General features: G+C 63.4%; 13 protein-coding genes. 5 read left to right on the top strand and 8 right to left on the bottom strand.

Annotated features, from left to right (window positions below):
* Window positions 1-97 precede the first annotated feature (97 nt).
* The gene (locus C8C93_RS07980) at window positions 98-691 is read right to left on the bottom strand and encodes a YigZ family protein (protein WP_121506494.1); all 594 of its coding nucleotides are present in this window, start codon (window positions 689-691) and stop codon (window positions 98-100) included.
* A gap of 216 nt (window positions 692-907) precedes the next feature.
* Between C8C93_RS07980 and C8C93_RS07975 the strand changes: the two genes are divergently transcribed.
* Window positions 908-1,099, top strand: coding sequence for a hypothetical protein (locus C8C93_RS07975; RefSeq protein WP_121506493.1), 192 nt, complete (start codon window positions 908-910; stop codon window positions 1,097-1,099).
* 84 nt (window positions 1,100-1,183) lie between these two features.
* Here the strand turns inward: C8C93_RS07975 and C8C93_RS07970 are convergent, their stop codons facing one another.
* Together C8C93_RS07970 and C8C93_RS07965 are read right to left on the bottom strand one after the other, a co-directional pair.
* Window positions 1,184-2,092 carry a proline dehydrogenase family protein gene (locus C8C93_RS07970; protein ID WP_121508698.1) on the bottom strand — a complete coding sequence of 303 codons (909 nt, stop codon included), beginning with the start codon at window positions 2,090-2,092 and terminating at the stop codon, window positions 1,184-1,186.
* 256 nt (window positions 2,093-2,348) lie between these two features.
* The gene (locus C8C93_RS07965; protein WP_121506492.1) at window positions 2,349-3,314 is read right to left on the bottom strand and encodes a helix-turn-helix domain-containing GNAT family N-acetyltransferase; all 966 of its coding nucleotides are present in this window, start codon (window positions 3,312-3,314) and stop codon (window positions 2,349-2,351) included.
* A 176-nt stretch (window positions 3,315-3,490) separates the two neighbouring features.
* Here C8C93_RS07965 and C8C93_RS07960 point away from each other — a divergent pair, with 176 nt between their 5' ends.
* Window positions 3,491-5,893: a YgiQ family radical SAM protein gene (locus C8C93_RS07960; RefSeq protein ID WP_121506491.1), complete on the top strand. Its 2,403-nt coding sequence runs from the start codon at window positions 3,491-3,493 to the stop codon at window positions 5,891-5,893.
* Between the two features lie 478 nt (window positions 5,894-6,371).
* Here the strand turns inward: C8C93_RS07960 and C8C93_RS07950 are convergent, their stop codons facing one another.
* The 3 genes from C8C93_RS07950 to C8C93_RS07940 form a co-directional block, all read right to left on the bottom strand.
* A complete protein-coding gene (locus C8C93_RS07950; protein WP_121420036.1) occupies window positions 6,372-6,833 on the bottom strand; it encodes a hypothetical protein in 462 nt (153 codons plus the stop codon).
* A 196-nt stretch (window positions 6,834-7,029) separates the two neighbouring features.
* Window positions 7,030-7,719: a cold shock and DUF1294 domain-containing protein gene (locus C8C93_RS07945; RefSeq protein ID WP_121506489.1), complete on the bottom strand. Its 690-nt coding sequence runs from the start codon at window positions 7,717-7,719 to the stop codon at window positions 7,030-7,032.
* A 15-nt stretch (window positions 7,720-7,734) separates the two neighbouring features.
* Window positions 7,735-8,625, bottom strand: coding sequence for a CoA transferase (locus C8C93_RS07940; RefSeq protein WP_121506488.1), 891 nt, complete (start codon window positions 8,623-8,625; stop codon window positions 7,735-7,737).
* Window positions 8,626-8,764: 139 nt separating this feature from the next.
* Between C8C93_RS07940 and ygiD the strand changes: the two genes are divergently transcribed.
* A complete protein-coding gene (ygiD, locus tag C8C93_RS07935) occupies window positions 8,765-9,670 on the top strand; it encodes a 4,5-DOPA dioxygenase extradiol (protein WP_121506487.1) in 906 nt (301 codons plus the stop codon).
* A gap of 99 nt (window positions 9,671-9,769) precedes the next feature.
* Here the strand turns inward: ygiD and C8C93_RS07930 are convergent, their stop codons facing one another.
* Entirely contained in the window at window positions 9,770-10,372 is a 603-nt protein-coding gene (locus C8C93_RS07930; RefSeq protein WP_121506486.1) for a nucleotidyltransferase family protein, read from the bottom strand.
* Entirely contained in the window at window positions 10,365-11,561 is a 1,197-nt protein-coding gene (locus C8C93_RS07925; RefSeq protein ID WP_121506485.1) for an amino acid aminotransferase, read from the bottom strand. Before C8C93_RS07925 ends, C8C93_RS07930 begins: the two co-directional genes overlap by 8 nt.
* Window positions 11,562-11,666: 105 nt before the next feature.
* Between C8C93_RS07925 and uvrB the strand changes: the two genes are divergently transcribed.
* Both uvrB and iscR read left to right on the top strand, forming a co-directional pair.
* Window positions 11,667-13,757 carry an excinuclease ABC subunit UvrB gene (uvrB, locus tag C8C93_RS07920; RefSeq protein ID WP_121506484.1) on the top strand — a complete coding sequence of 697 codons (2,091 nt, stop codon included), beginning with the start codon at window positions 11,667-11,669 and terminating at the stop codon, window positions 13,755-13,757.
* Between the two features lie 242 nt (window positions 13,758-13,999).
* A complete protein-coding gene (gene iscR, locus C8C93_RS07915; RefSeq protein ID WP_008904778.1) occupies window positions 14,000-14,536 on the top strand; it encodes a Fe-S cluster assembly transcriptional regulator IscR in 537 nt (178 codons plus the stop codon).
* Window positions 14,537-14,585 lie beyond the last annotated feature (49 nt).

Here is a 14,585-nt window from a genome sequence, read left to right as displayed (position 1 = left end):
CTAGGAGGGTGGGCGACAGAAGGCATCGAAGCGAAACGCGCGAGACCGGTTTATCGCGGGTTGCAGCCGATGCTCCCTCTGCAGCCCACACTCCAGCTCAGGCGTCGGGCTCGGTCCAGCCCACGCGGCCTTGGCCGCTGTTGTTGATGCGCAGCACAAAGGCGGCGGCCTGGGCCTCGGGCAAGCGCAACTGCAGGGTGACGAGCGTGCCGTGCTGCACGTTGATCAGCTCCGCACCCGCGGCCTCGATCTCGCGGCGCAGCAGCCCCTCCAGCGCATAGGGCACATGGCACTGCAGGGTTTTCATGCGTTGCAGCGTGACCTTGGGCGCAGTCAGCAGGGCCTGGGCAATGGTGTCGGTGTAGGCTCGCACCAGTCCGCCTGCGCCCAGCTTGACGCCGCCAAAGTAGCGCACCACGGTGGCCAGCACGCCTTCCAGGTCCTGGTGGCGCAGCACGTCGAGCATGGGGCGGCCTGCCGTGCCACCAGGCTCGCCGTCGTCCACCGCCGCCGACTGGCCGCCCGCCAGCAGCGCCCAGCAGATGTGGGCGGCGCCGGGGTGCTGCTTCCACAGGGCATCCACCGTCGCCTGCGCACTGGCACGGTCGGCCATGGGTTGCACACAGCCGATGAAGCGGCTTTTCTTGATGATGATTTCGCTGTGCGCGGGCGCAGCCAGGGTCTGTGACATGGGGCGAAGAGTTTACGGCGTGGCGGATTCGGCCGATTTGTGGCGTGCACCGTGCCGTTTGTCGCGATAAGCGCGCCCTTCGTGACAAAACCGTGTTGTTTGTGCGTTCTGTCACACCTGCAAAAGGCGCTCGTTCCTACACTTGAGGCTTGTTGCTGTGGCCTAACCTGCTGCTACCGATTTGAAAGCACTCAGGCCATCAGAAAAGGAACTGCCATGTTTGCCGCACCATTTACCGCTCCCCTGCATGAAACCCTCGCCAGCCACGTTTTTGGTCGGTTGATGCCCCAGCGCGCGCAGCTAAGTGTGGCGGAGGCGGTCATGGCCCCAGTGCAGGCAGCACCCGTTGTGGAGGACGATGCGATCCCGGACTTGGCCCAGCGGGTGCGCGAAGTGGGGGAGTGGTAGCTGTCTCGCCTGCTGCCGGTGGTGGTATTGCCACCGCGTCACAAAAAAAATGGTCCTGAAGGACCATTTTTTTATGGGGTGTTTTCAGAGCCCGATCAGCGCTTTGGCGATATGCCCTGCGATTCGGGGAGACTCCTTCAGCCTCCGTGTGCTGTAGCCATACCAGTCCTTGCCAAAGGGCACATAGATGCGCACGTTGAAGCCCATGTCCCGCAGTTTGTCGCGCAGGGGTTCGCACACGCCCAGCAGCATCTGAAATTCAAATTGGCTTCGATCGATGTCATCGCGGCGCGCCCGTTCGACGATGCGCGCGATCAATGCAGCATCGTGCGTGGCAATGCCGACGAAGCTACCTGCTTCGAAACAACGCTCAACATGCTTCAGGAAGTGTTCGTTGATGGCACTGCGGTCGTTCCAGGCCTCGTGCACGAGGTGCGAGCGATCCTCCACGTATATGCCTTTGCAGATGCGCAAAGTGCTGGCTTCGCGCAAGAGCGGCTCAATGTCCTGGTAGGTGCGCAGTAGATACGCCTGTAGTGCCAGGCCGACGTTGTCAAAGCCTTCCCGCAAGCGTCCGAACAATTCGATTTCCTTTTGGGTACAGCGGGTGTCCTCCATATCCAGGCAAACGGAGTTCCGGTGGTGCTCTGCGGTGTCGAGAATGCTCAGGATGAGTTGTTCGCACGGCTGCGCATCCAGCAGCAGTCCGAGTGCGGAAGGCTTGATCGAAATGTTGGCCTGCAATCTCTGGCCGTGGACGGCGTGGAGCACTTCGATGTAGATGTTGGCAGTGGCCTGCGCCTGCTGCAGGGTCGAGATGGTTTCGCCCAGTACGTCGAGCGTCACGGAGAAGCCTTGCGCGTTGAGCTGTTGCACGCGCACGAGGGCTTCGGCGAGGGTATCGCCTGCGATGTAGCGGCGAGAAATTTTGCGGATCAGTGCGCGGGGCACCCAAGGGATGGCGCGCGCCACCAGTGTGTCGAGAAGTTGCATGTCGGTATCCAGGATGAGAACTGACGCCTTTCGTCTTCCGAGCTCCGTCATGGCAACGGAGCACTTGAAAAAGACGAAAAAAGCAAAGCGCTGGCCCGGGCAGGGGGCCAGCAAGGGCAGCGGTTGCCACCGTCTGTGCCAAAGGCGCAGTGGAGGCTCACGCTGCGGGCGTTCAGTACATCAATGGAGGCCAGGCGGCGCGTTGCATGCGTTCTTCTCTGGGTAGTTGTCGACGTGAGGTGCCAAGCCGGCGATGTTACAGCTTGAGCTCCCACGTCTCCCCCACCAGCTGCCGGCCAAAACCTTCATACGGCTCTGACTTGACCAGCTTGAATCCGCGTTTGGCATAAATGCCCCGTGCAGCAGCCAGGCAGCTGTTGGTCCACAGCACCATCTTCTTGTAGCCCTTGGCCCGCGCAAAGGCGATGCACTCGTCAGTCAGGCGCGCACCCAGACCCAGCCCGCGCGCCTTGGGCGACAGGATCAGCATGCGCAGCTGGGCCGTGGTGGCCGATTTGCGCACCACAAACACGGCGCCTACACGTTCGCCGTCCAGTTCGGCCACCCAGCACCGCTCCCACGCGGGCTGGAACTTGCGCAAAAACTGCGCGGCGATGTCGGCCACCAGGGCTTCAAAGCGGCTGTCCCAGCCGTATTCGCGCCAGTAGATCTCGCCGTGCTGTTGCACCACCCAGCCGATATCGCCGGGAACCGGGTCGCGCAACACGGCCATGCGCGTGGCCTTAGGCGCCGCGTTGGCGGGGTCCAGCAAGGCTTCGATGCGTTCCATGGCGTCCACCAGCTCCTGCTGGCGCGCGGGGGGCAGGGGGGTCAGCAGGGCTGCGGCCTCGTCGCGTGAGCGTTGTTGCAGCGGCTCGAACACCTCGCGCCCCGCGGGGGTGAGGGTCAGCATGCTCTGGCGGGCATCCTTGGCGCTGGCGCTGCGGGTGATCCAGCCGGATGCTTCAAAACGGCGCAGGATGCGGCTCAGGTAGCCGCCGTCCAGGCCCAGGTCGCGCGCCAGTTCGCTGGCAACGGGCGCCTCGCGGTGCGCCAGTTCGTACAGCACACGTACATCGGTGAGCGACAGGTTGCTGCCCAGATACGGGTCGAGCACGCCCACCCGTCGTGTAAAAAAGCGGTTGAAACGCCGCACTGCTTTCACGGCTGCGGAGGTGGGCTGGGATGTAGTGCTGGTCGTGGTAATGAATGCCTTAGTCATGCAATTGATTGACTTTGGCAAGTATATGCCTGATGTTCATCAAGACCTCCAACGCACAAGGGCAACGCGCAAGCAGCGACAAAAAGGGCTTGCCGCCGTAAAATCGCGGGTTAACCACCACAGCCGCGCCCCACGACGCCCTTGACGCACAAGGGCCGGCCGCGAAACTCCTCTGCATGAACGCCCCCGTTGACGTCTCCTTTTTTGCGCGCGCCGCAAAGCCATTGACCAGCTACCGTCCGTACTGGGCCAAGCGCTTTGGCACGGCCCCGTTCCTGCCGATGAGCCGCGCCGAGATGGACAAACTGGGCTGGGACAGCTGCGACATCATCCTGGTGACGGGCGATGCCTATGTGGACCACCCGAGCTTCGGCATGGCCGTGATCGGCCGCACGCTCGAAGCCCAGGGCTTTCGCGTAGGCATCATCGCCCAGCCCGACTGGCAAAGCGCCGAGCCCTTCAAGGTGCTGGGCAAGCCCAACCTGTTCTGGGGCGTGACGGCGGGCAACATGGATTCGATGATCAACCGGTACACCGCCGACCGGAAGATCCGCAGCGACGACGCCTACACCCCCGGCGACATCGGCGGCAAGCGCCCCGACCGCGCCGCCATCGTCTACAGCCAGCGCTGCCGCGAGGCGTTCAAGGACGTGCCCATCATTCTGGGCGGCATCGAAGGCAGCCTGCGCCGCATTGCGCACTACGACTACTGGAGCGACAAGGTGCGCCGCTCCATCGTGGTGGATGCAAAGTGTGACCTGCTGCTGTACGGCAACGCCGAGCGTGCGCTGGTTGAGGTTGCCCACCGCATCGCCGCACGCGAGCCGGTCGAGCAGATCACCGACGTGCGTGGCACGGCGTTTGTGCGCAGGCCCGACGATGAGACCGGCAAAGGCTGGTTCGAGATTGACTCCACCAGCGTGGACGAGCCTGGCCGCGTGGAGGCCCACGTCAACCCCTACATGACCACCAGTGAGCAGGCCGCCGCCCAGGGCAGCACCTGCAGCAAGGAGGATGCTCCTGATTCTGTAGCTGCTAGTGAAGGTGGAACAAGCGCTAGCGGCCAAAAAGACCCAAAATCTGCCGAGCCCAACCCCGCCATCCAGCCCATGCTGTTCGTGGCGAACCCGGCGCTCAAGGCCAAGCTCAAGGTGCCACCACGCGACAAAAGCGTGATCCGGCTGCCCAGCTACGAGCAGGTCAAAAGCGACCCCGTGCTGTATGCCCATGCCAACCGCGTGCTGCACCTGGAGACCAACCCCGGCAACGCCCGCGCGCTGGTGCAGGCGCATGGCGAGGGCGTGACCGCGCGCGACGTGTGGATCAACCCGCCGCCCATCCCGCTCACCACGGCGGAGATGGACTACGTGTTCGACCTGCCTTACGCCCGTGGCCCGCACCCGAGCTACGCCGACGAGAACGGCAGCCACGACGGCGCGACCAAGATCCCCGCGTGGGAGATGATCCGTTTTTCGATCAACATCATGCGCGGCTGCTTTGGCGGCTGCACCTTCTGCTCCATCACCGAGCACGAGGGCCGCATCATCCAGAGTCGAAGTGAAGATTCCATCATTCAGGAGATCGAGGACATCCGCGACAAGGTCAAGGGCTTCACCGGCACCATCAGCGACCTGGGCGGCCCCACGGCCAACATGTACCGCCTGGGCTGCAAGAGCCCCGAGATCGAAGCCGCCTGCCGCAAACCGAGTTGCGTGTACCCAGGCATCTGCTCCAACCTGGGCACCAACCACGATCCGCTGATCAAGATCTACCGCCGTGGCCGCGCGCTCAAAGGCATCAAGAAGATCCTCATCGGATCGGGCCTGCGCTACGACCTGGCCGTGAAAAGCCCCGAGTACGTGAAGGAGCTGGTGCAGCACCACGTGGGCGGCTACCTCAAGATCGCGCCCGAGCACACCGAGCAGGGCCCGCTCACCAAGATGATGAAGCCGGGCATCGGCAGCTATGACAAGTTCAAGCAGATGTTCGAGAAGTTCAGCGAAGAAGCGGGCAAGAAGCAGTTCCTGATCCCCTACTTCATTGCCGCGCACCCGGGCACCAGCGACGAGGACATGATGAACCTCGCCATTTGGCTGAAAAAGAATGGCTTCCGTGCCGACCAGGTGCAGACCTTCTACCCCAGCCCCATGGCCACGGCCACGGCCATGTACCACAGCAACAAGAACCCGCTGCGCAAGATCACGCGCGACAGCGAGGCTGTGGACATCGTGCGCGGCGACAAGCGCCGCCGCCTGCACAAGGCCTTCCTGCGCTACCACGACCCCAACAATTGGCCTCTGCTGCGCGAGGCGCTCAAGGCCATGGGCCGCGCCGACCTGATCGGCAATGGCAAGCACCACCTGATACCGACCTTCCAGCCGCTGACCGACGGAGGCTACCAGAGTGCGCGGCGCAAGAACTCGACGCCCGTGGGACAGAAGGCAGAAGCCGCCAAAGTGCTGCCTTCCCGGCCTGCCAAGCCAGGGCAGCCCCAAAAGGGCCGCATGCTGACCCAGCACACCGGCTTGCCGCCGCGTGTGACCGGGGCGGCCAAACCATCGGCACGCAAGCCCCGCTGACCATGCCTGCGCCCAGACGCATCTGTCTGGCCCGTGGGGTTTGCCAGATGTGTCGTGGGAGGCGGATCCACAAGGTACCTCCACCGGCGAATTTGGCGTGCAGATGCGCGCCCGCGACATGGCGCGCCTAGCGCTGCTGTACCTTCCCTGCGTGGATGCGAGTGGAATGGCCGCCAGCTGGTACCGCGCGAGTGGGTAGCCAGGGTGTTTGCGCCCACTGTGTCTATGGGTTGGCGGCTGCGCGCTATGCCGAACAGTGGTGGAGCATGCCGGAGCGGGGGGCACGGCCGTGGGGTTCCACCGGCAAATCCTGCTGGTGATGTCCCGGCATGGTATTGCGGCAGCGTTTACCGGGCGCAAGCACTGGGCCTTTGCGCCCCGGATGGATTTGCTGGATCGCGCGGCCAAAACCCCTTCTGCCGTTTTCAACCAGCGTTGCCAGCCCGGCCGTACCGCTGCTGCGCGATGAATGCAAGCTTCAGCCTTCTGCTGCGTGGGTGCCCACCACCACCGATTGCGGGCCGTCACCGGCGGGCTGTGAGATCAGGTCTTCGATGATGAAGGTACGGTAGTAGAAGGCGGTGACTGCACCTTGTGGGGCAATGGCTTCCACCAGGGTATCGGTGTTGTCTTTGTCTGCCATGGCGATCAGCATGCCGTGGTGGCCAGTGCCCGCCAAGTCGGCAATGCGGCGCACCATGTCGCCCTCGGCGCCCACCGAGGGCATTGGGGCATCTGCCGTGCCCAGGGTGCGGACGATCTCTTGCAAAATGACCTCGGGGCTGGCGTAGGCGGTGTCGCCCTGGTGGCCGGCGGCCTGCAGCGCGGTGGCGGCCTGGCGCACGCAGTCTTCGTCGGGGAAGAGTGCGAACACATGGCCGGTGGGGTAGAAAACGCCGCCCATGTTGGTCATGGTGGAATCAAGAATGAGGGGTTTCATGGGCTTCTCCCGAGGTGTTTCAGACCTTAGGGATTGAAACCCGTGGCTGTGGCGCACGGTGTAGGCCAGCGGGCAATCTGCGCGTCAGCCCCCTGTGTTGCGCGCGATGGGCTGCAAATTCTGAATCAAAATTGCCTCTGGTGCTTATGTATCAATCGCTAGCAGCTATCAAATTGATACTGCATTGGTGGCGCCGCTATGGCAGCCACCCGCCCACCCAGGCCCCGAGCGCCCCGCAATGCAACACCACGGTGACCCAGTAGACGGCGCGAAACTCCACCTTGCGGGATTTGTGCCGCAGCCATTGCTGCGCAAACCACGCACCCGGCCAGCCGCCTGCCAGGCTCAGCAGGTGCAGATGGCTCTCTTTGGTGCGCCACTGGCCGGTTTGTGCGGCGCTTTTGTCGATGGCGTAGACCAAGAACGTGAGGAGGTTGACGGCCAGGGCCGCCCCCAACACCCACCATGGGAGTCGGCCCGCCCAGAAGCCCCATGCCAGCAGCGCCACCCAGCCCAGCATCAACACCAGTGCAGGACTGGCAGGGTTGGGTGGGCCGCTGGACTCTGGGGGGCGCCGGCGGCGTTGAGGCTGGGATTGGGTCGCCCGCTGCGACGGTTTCTGTCGTCCCCGCTGAGGGGTTGATGTGGCCGCTGGGCGGGACGGGGATGCGCCCCCTTGCAGGGCCGCAGGCAGCACTGCCATGGCCCGTGGTCCTTTTCCGCCGACATGAATTTCCTCGTACACCACGGCGAGCCCTTCGCGCGGCGGGGTGGCGCCCCGGTAGTCCCGCACATGAAAGAACACATCGGCGGACGTGTCCGGGCTGCGGATGAAGCCGAAGGCGCGGGTAGCGTCCCAGCGGATGACGGTGCCTTGTTTCTGCATCAGTAAACGGAATTCTCAAACAAGGGTGTGCAAGGGAATGTCCTGCGCCACCGCGAGCGCATCGAGTTGCGCGCGGGTTTGCGTGCGCAGGAAGGCTGCCACGGCCGCGTGCGTGGCAGGGGCGCGCAGCACCTGCGGGTCGCCCGTGGCGGGCAGGCCTGCAGCGGCGCACAGGCTGGCGGCAAAGTGGGGTTCCAGCGCGGCCACGGCAACACGGCCATCGGCGCAGGGGTAGATGCGGTAACCCGCGTGGTTGCCGCCCACGTCGCCCTCGGGCGTGGTCAGGCCCCAGTCGCGCGGCTGGGCCAGCCAAGCGGCGGCGTCGGCCAGGGCGACTTCGATGCACACGCCGCCGCCCGTGTGGCCACGCTCCAGCAGGGCCTGCAGCACGGCTTCGCTGGCCATCAGGGCGCCGCCCATGTCGGCGTACAGGGTGGGGGGCATCTCGGTGCCGGTGACCAGCCCGGCATCGGCTAGGTAGGTGAGGTCATGGCCGGGTTCCTCGGCGCGCTCGGCCGCCGCGCCCACGATGCGCACCAGTGACAGGCGCGGGTATTGAGCCTGCAGCGCCTCCCAGCCCAGGCCCAGCTTGGTGAGCGCCGAGGGGCGGAAGGAGGTGATCAGCACATCGGTGCGGCCCAGCTCCTCATGCAGCGCGGCCTGGCCTTCGGGCGTTTTGAGGTGTGCATGCACCACGCGCACGCCCCGGTGCAGCGTGGCATAGGCTGCGGGGCTGTAGATGCCCATGGGGTCCGCACTGGGGTGGCCCGGGGCTGGAGGAGGTTCGAGCTTGGTGCAGTCGGCCCCCATGCGCGCGCAGCGCATCAGGGCGGCGGGGCCGGGCAGGTTGAGCGCGAGGCTCAGGACACGGACATTGCGCAGGGGCTGGGGCAGGGCGGTTGTCATGGGTGTGGGGTTGTCTCGGTGTTGTGGTTTTGAACGGAAGGAAAAGGCGCGGCGCTGGAACTTCAAGGGGCGCGCGGGCTCACTCCCCGCGTTATACATAATTTGTTACGCTCCCCCACCCATGCAACGCAGAACCTCTTTGGCCGCCCTCACGGGCCTGGCCGCCTTTCCGGGAGCTTTCATGACCACGTCCCTGAGCAGCGCCGCCACAGCGACCGCGCTGCAGGCGCTCAAGCCCTCGCCCCGCATGCCCGTGCTGTTTGTGGGCCACGGCAGCCCCATGAACGCCATCGAGGACAACGCCTGGCGCCGCAGCTGGCAGGCCATGGGCGCGGAGCTGATGGCACGCGCGGTGCAGCCGCAGCTCATCCTGTGTGTGTCGGCCCACTGGCTCACGCGTGGTGGCTGGCAGCTCACCGGCATGGCCAACCCCAAAACCATCCACGACTTTGGCGGCTTCCCCCAGGCGCTGTTTGACCAGCAGTACCCCGTGTCGGGCGCACCAGCGGTGGCGCGCAGCCTGGCCAAGGAGCTGAAATCTCCTGCCACCGGCGCCGCACTGGGCGTGGACGAAGGCGAATGGGGCCTGGACCATGGCACCTGGTCGGTGCTCAAGCCCATGTTCCCCCAGGCGCGTATCCCGGTGATACAGCTCAGCATGGACTACAGCCGCGCCCCGGCCGAGCACTATGCGCTGGGCCAGCAGCTCAAGGCCTTGCGCGAGCGGGGTGTGCTCATCGTGGGCAGCGGCAACATCGTGCACAACCTGCGCGCATCCCGCCGTGGCTCGGCCGCCAACGAAGCGTATGACTGGGCGGCCGAGTTCGACACCGTGGTTCAGGAGCAGATCAAGAAGGGCCAGTTGGGCGCCCTGCAGGACTTCCAGAAACTGGGTGCGGTGGCCCAGCAGGCGCACCCCACGCACGAGCACTATCTGCCGCTGCTGTACGCCGCAGGAGCTGTTTTGCCCAGCGAGATGCCGCGTTTCTTCAATACGGGTTACCAGTCGGCGTCGATCTCGATGCGCTCGGTGCTGTGGGGGTGATGCAGGATAGCGCCGATTGCTTCTGTTTTGATAGCTTCCAGCGCTTTTGCATCAAGCGCTAGGGATCAAAAAGACGTAAAAAATTGGCGGCTTTGCCGATCAGGCGGTGGCCCGGATCGTCAGCCACGGCCAGCGTTCTCGATAGCTTTCAGCCTTGGCCTGGAACAGCGGTAGATGCGGGCATGCGGGGTTGGGTTTGAGCAGTCCTGCGTACAGTTCTTCCAGCCCGTAGGGCGCGTACAGGGTGGACTCGTTGACGCTCCGGTTGTCAGCAGGTTGCAGCCCGACGCAGGTGCAGGGCACCAGAAAACGCTCGATCCCGTTGCGAGCTGATTGCAGTGGCGCATACGGGTAGCCAAACCAGCGTTCGTACCAGAGGTGCACGCGGGCCTGGTTTTTGGCTTCCACGGTGATGGGCAGGTCGGCGAAGAGGGCGGCGACTTGGGCTTGCACCTGCTGCTCTGCCGATTCGGACAAGTCGTTGCCGTCGAAGTAGAACAGGTCGTAGTCCTTGATGTTCGCCGTGGGCGCCACGCCGGAGTGCAGATTCCACACCGTCTGGAACAGGCAACCCGCCACCAACCAGGCGTCGGGCAAGCCCAGAAAAGGCAAACGCTCCAGAAGGGCCGCGTTGTGCGGGTTCTGGAGCGCTTCGCTCACAAAGCGGCGCGCGAGAGCCGCTTTCTCATCGTGCTCAGACAACCTTTGCAATGGCCTGGCAGACGTAGTCGATGTTCTTGCTGTTCAGGGCTGCCACACACATGCGGCCGGTGTCGGTACCGTACACGCCGAACTCATTGCGCAGGCGCACCATCTGGTCCTTGGACAGGCCGGAGTAGCTGAACATGCCGATCTGGGTGGTGATGAAGCTCATGTCTTGCTTCACACCCGCAGCCTTGAGACCGTCCACCAGCTTCTGGCGCATGGCCTTGATGCGCACGCGCATCTCGCCCAGTTCCTTCTCCCACATCGCGCGCAGCTCAGGGTTGTTCAGCACGGCAGCCACCACTGCGCCACCGTGGATGGGTGGGTTGGAGTAGTTGGTGCGGATCACGATCTTGAGCTGGCTCAGCACGCGCGAAGCTTCTTCCTTGTCGGCGCACAGCACGGACAGGCCGCCCACGCGCTCACCGTAGAGGCTGAAGCTCTTGCTGAACGAGGTAGAGACAAAGAAGTTGAGGCCTGCAGCCACGAACTTGCCGATCACGGCACCGTCTTCCGCGATGCCGTGGCCAAAGCCCTGGTAGGCCATGTCAAGGAAGGGCGTCAGGCCCTTGGCCTTGACGACGGCGATGACCTGGTCCCACTGCTCGGGGGTGATGTCGTAGCCCGTGGGGTTGTGACAGCAGGCGTGCAGCACAACGATGGTGCCGGGAGCTGCAGCGTTCAGGCTGGCGAGCATGCCTTCAAAGTTCACGCCACGCTTTTCCGCATCGTAGTACGCGTAGGTATCGACTTCAAAACCGGCGTTGGTGAACAGTGCGCGGTGGTTTTCCCAGCTGGGGTCGGAGATCAGCACCTTGGCATTGGGGCTGAGTTTCTTGAGGAAGTCAGCGCCGATCTTCAGGCCGCCCGTGCCGCCCACTGCTTGCACGGTTGCCACGCGGCCCGAGGTGACGGGTTCGCTGTCCGCGCCGAACACCAAAGCCTTCACGGCGTTGTCGTAAGCCACGATGCCGTCGATGGGCAGGTAGCCACGGGCCGTGGGGGTGGACATCATGGTCTTTTCTGCCGCCTGCACGCATTGCAGCAGGGGCAGCTTGCCGTTGTCGTCGAAATAAACGCCGACGCCCAGGTTGACCTTGTTGGGGTTGGTGTCGGCGTTGAATTGCTCGTTGAGGCCCAGGATGGGGTCGCGGGGGGCCATTTCGACGGCGGTGAACAGAGACATGAAAATCCTTGAAAGGTTGTCAGTAGCGAAGAATCCGGGCGTGGTGTACTGTGCCGGGTTCGGCCGATTTTAACGGCCTGCCTCTACCAATCGTTGACCGCACCTATGCCGGATCTCACAGAAGTCATAACGGAAAAGCAAGACGGCGAGTTCGTCCATTTCCCCAACTCCCCCTTCGAACTGTTCCAGCCGTACCCACCGGCCGGCGACCAGCCCGAGGCCATCAACAAGCTGGTGGAAGGTTTGAACGATGGGGAAACCTTCCAGACGCTGCTGGGTGTGACAGGCTCTGGAAAGACCTTCACCATGGCCAATGTGATCGCCCGCATGGGGCGCCCGGCCATCGTGTTCGCGCCCAACAAAACCTTGGCCGCGCAGCTGTACAGCGAGTTCCGCGAGTTCTTCCCCAAGAACGCCGTGGAGTATTTCGTGAGCTACTACGACTACTACCAGCCCGAGGCGTATGTGCCGCAGCGCGACCTGTTCATCGAGAAGGACAGCGCCATCAACGAGCACATCGAGCAGATGCGGCTTTCGTGCACCAAGAGCCTCATGGAGCGCACGGATGTGGTCATCGTGGCCACGGTGTCGGCCATCTACGGCATTGGCGAGCCCGAGAGTTACCACCGCATGGTGATGACGCTGCGCACCGGTGACAAGCTGGGCCAGCGCGACGTAATAGCACAGCTGATACGCATGCAATACCAGCGCAATGAGGCTGATTTTTCGCGCGGCAAGTTCCGCGTGCGGGGCGACACCATTGATGTGTTTCCGGCCGAGCATTCCGAGCTGGCCGTGCGCATCGAGCTGTTTGACGACGAGATCGAGAGCCTGCAGCTGTTTGACCCGCTCACGGGCCGGGTCAAACAGAAGATTCCGCGCTTCACGGTGTACCCGAGCAGCCACTACGTCACTCCACGCGACAAGGTGCTGGCAGCGGTGGAGACCATCAAGGTCGAACTGGCCGAGCGCCTCAAACAGTTGCTGGCCGACGGCAAGCTGGTGGAGGCGCAGCGGCTGGAGCAGCGCACGCGCTTTGACCTGGAGATGCTCAGCGAAGTAGGGCACTGCAAGGGCATCGAGAACTACACGCGCCACCTGTCGGGCGCCGCGCCCGGCGACCCGCCCAGCACGCTGACCGACTACATGCCCAAGAACGCTCTGATGTTCCTGGACGAAAGCCATCAGATGATCGGCCAGCTCAACGCCATGTACAGCGGCGACCGCTCGCGCAAGACCACGCTGGTCGAGTATGGCTTTCGCCTGCCCTCGGCGCTGGACAACAGACCGCTCAAATTCGAGGAGTTCGAACAGCGTATGCGGCAGGTGATCTTTGTCACCGCCACACCGGCGGACTACGAGCGCACGCACTCTGGCCAGATCGTCGACCAGGTGGTGCGCCCCACCGGACTGGTGGACCCCGAGGTGGAAGTGCGTCCCGCCACCCATCAGGTGGATGATGTGCTGCAAGAAATACGCATTCGTGTCGAAAAGCATGAGCGCGTACTCATTACTACATTGACCAAGCGCATGGCTGAACAGTTGACCGACTACCTGACGGACAACGGCGTGAAGGTGCGCTACCTGCACAGCGACGTGGACACGGTGGAGCGGGTGGAGATCATCCGCGACCTGCGCCTGGGCGCCTTTGACGTGCTGGTGGGCATCAACCTGCTGCGCGAAGGTCTGGATATTCCCGAAGTGTCCCTGGTGGCGATCCTGGATGCGGACAAGGAAGGCTTCCTGCGGGCCGAGCGCAGCCTGATCCAGACCATCGGCCGTGCGGCGCGGAACCTCAATGGCCGGGCCATCCTCTATGCGGACCGCATCACCGACTCCATGAAAAAAGCCATGGGCGAGACGGAACGTCGGCGCATCAAGCAGATCGCACACAACGAGGCCCACGGAATCACGCCGCGCAGCATTGTCAAGCGGGTAAGAGACCTGATTGACGGGGTTTACAGCGAAAAGGCCGGTAAGGACGCAGAACGGCTGGAGCAGGAAGCCCTGCAGCGCGCCAAGGTGGAGGACATGTCAGAAAAAGACGTGGCGCGCGAGATCAAACGGCTGGAAAAACTCATGCTGGAACACGCTCGCAATCTGGAGTTCGAGCAGGCCGCCCGGGTGCGCGACCAGCTCACGCGGCTCAAGGACCAGGCATTTGGTGCACATGGCAATGATTCGGTGGCCTTGTAATGGGCGAAAGAACAATCGGAAATAACTATCGGGTCAATTAAAAACTAGTTGGTTTTTTAACCCGACAGATTCGATAGGGATTTGTGTTATACTCGCACAAAATACTCAAGAAAACAGCCCAGCGATGAAGGGCTCCGTGGCAGGCGACTGTTCGGAGTAAGGGGCGGAGACGGTGCCTTGCTGACCAACAGTCAGTGCAGGCGGTTTCTACAACGAACAAGCCTTAGCACAAGGAGCTTGCGATGCGTCTCACAACCAAAGGCCGTTTTGCGGTCACCGCCATGATTGATCTGGCCCTGCGCCAGAACAATGGCCCAGTCACCCTCGCGGCCATCAGCCAGCGCCAGCAGATCTCGCTGTCGTACCTGGAGCAGCTTTTCGGCAAGCTTCGCCGCCATGAACTGGTCGAATCGACCCGTGGCCCCGGTGGCGGCTATACCCTGGCCCGCAAGGCGGGCGACATCACCGTGGCCGACATCATTGTCTCGGTGGACGAGCCCATTGACGCCACGCAGTGCGGTGGCAAGGAAAACTGCCTGGGCGAAGCTGGCCGCTGCATGACGCATGAGCTGTGGGCATCGCTCAACCAACGCATGGTCGAGTTTCTGGATTCCGTCACTCTGCAAAAGCTGGTGGACGAACAGATTGCCAAGGGCGTGCAGATCGAAGACAAGCCGGTGGTACGCCGTGCCATTTCGACGACCCCGGTGGTCAAGCCGATCCGCGTGAATGCTCCGAACTCCGTGTTCGCGCTGGGCAACGTTTTCGCCAAATCCTGATAGCCCAAGGGCTTGTGCCGACCCTGGGGTCGGCACCGCCCTGAACAGT

It is taken from the genome of Acidovorax sp. 93 (assembly GCF_003633835.1).
GTDB lineage: Bacteria > Pseudomonadota > Gammaproteobacteria > Burkholderiales > Burkholderiaceae_C > Acidovorax > Acidovorax facilis.
The sequence above is the reverse complement of the archived record's forward strand: the minus strand, read 5'-3'. Positions and strand labels throughout refer to the sequence as shown.

What these genes read in the sequence shown, in the direction of transcription:
- C8C93_RS07980 (WP_121506494.1), bottom strand. Translation starts at nt 691, where the DNA reads ATGTCACAGACCCTGGCTGCGCCCGCGCACAGCGAAATCATCATCAAG.
- C8C93_RS07960 (WP_121506491.1), top strand. Translation starts at nt 3,491, where the DNA reads ATGAACGCCCCCGTTGACGTCTCCTTTTTTGCGCGCGCCGCAAAGCCA.
- C8C93_RS07945 (WP_121506489.1), bottom strand. Translation starts at nt 7,719, where the DNA reads ATGCAGAAACAAGGCACCGTCATCCGCTGGGACGCTACCCGCGCCTTC.
- C8C93_RS07975 (WP_121506493.1), top strand. Translation starts at nt 908, where the DNA reads ATGTTTGCCGCACCATTTACCGCTCCCCTGCATGAAACCCTCGCCAGC.
- uvrB (WP_121506484.1), top strand. Translation starts at nt 11,667, where the DNA reads ATGCCGGATCTCACAGAAGTCATAACGGAAAAGCAAGACGGCGAGTTC.
- C8C93_RS07925 (WP_121506485.1), bottom strand. Translation starts at nt 11,561, where the DNA reads ATGTCTCTGTTCACCGCCGTCGAAATGGCCCCCCGCGACCCCATCCTG.
- C8C93_RS07970 (WP_121508698.1), bottom strand. Translation starts at nt 2,092, where the DNA reads ATGCAACTTCTCGACACACTGGTGGCGCGCGCCATCCCTTGGGTGCCC.
- C8C93_RS07940 (WP_121506488.1), bottom strand. Translation starts at nt 8,625, where the DNA reads ATGACAACCGCCCTGCCCCAGCCCCTGCGCAATGTCCGTGTCCTGAGC.
- C8C93_RS07965 (WP_121506492.1), bottom strand. Translation starts at nt 3,314, where the DNA reads ATGACTAAGGCATTCATTACCACGACCAGCACTACATCCCAGCCCACC.
- C8C93_RS07950 (WP_121420036.1), bottom strand. Translation starts at nt 6,833, where the DNA reads ATGAAACCCCTCATTCTTGATTCCACCATGACCAACATGGGCGGCGTT.
- iscR (WP_008904778.1), top strand. Translation starts at nt 14,000, where the DNA reads ATGCGTCTCACAACCAAAGGCCGTTTTGCGGTCACCGCCATGATTGAT.